The sequence below is a fragment of the Prevotella sp. S7-1-8 genome, assembly GCF_000758925.1.
GTDB lineage: Bacteria > Bacteroidota > Bacteroidia > Bacteroidales > Bacteroidaceae > Prevotella.
Map to the genome: position 1 here is coordinate 1 of NZ_JRNC01000146.1, position 641 is coordinate 641.

The following is a 641-nucleotide window of genomic DNA, read 5'->3' on the forward strand; positions in this document are numbered from 1 at the left end:
AAAAAGAAAGTCATATCGGTGTAGACCTCAGAAAAGAGTCAATGGCAAGCTATCACTCCACGAGAATCCACTTGCAGGAGTTCATCCAAAAGAAGTATAAGGTTTCAGACTTAGCCTTCTCACAACTGACAGAGAACTTCATCCATGAGTTTCAGCAGTACTTCTTGGGAGAGTGTGGATTTCAGGAAAGCTCATTCTACAATGTCGCCACTCATTTGAAAACGGTATGCAGGCTGGCTTACCGTGAGGGATTGGCAGATGTCCTGCTTTTTGACAAAGTCAAAATCAGCAAGGGTAACAAGAAACTCCCCAAAGCACTTGACAGAGGGGCATTTGAGAAGTTAAGGACTCTCCATTTTGAGAACTTGGAGGATGAAATGGAAACGGCAAGGGATATTTTCCTCTTTGCCTGTTATACAGGTGCTGCATATTGCGATTTGATGGAACTGAACAAGTCCCATCTTGTGCGTGATGACGAGGGTAGCCTTTGGCTGAAGTTCAACCGCCAAAAGACAGGTGTGCCTTGTCGTGTCAAACTGCTGCCCGAAGCCATATGGCTGATGGAGAAGCTCCACAGCGATGAAAGGGAAACATTGCTCCCTTTCATGGGATATGCCACTTACCAATCTTATTTGAAAGCC

At 45.2% G+C, this 641-nt stretch carries 1 protein-coding gene; it reads left to right on the forward strand.

Translation table 11 applies throughout. The features are described 5' to 3' along the window. Window positions 1-641, forward strand: a 641-nt coding sequence (locus tag HMPREF1640_RS12410) for a phage integrase SAM-like domain-containing protein (RefSeq protein WP_036895429.1), incomplete at both ends; no start/stop codon positions are given.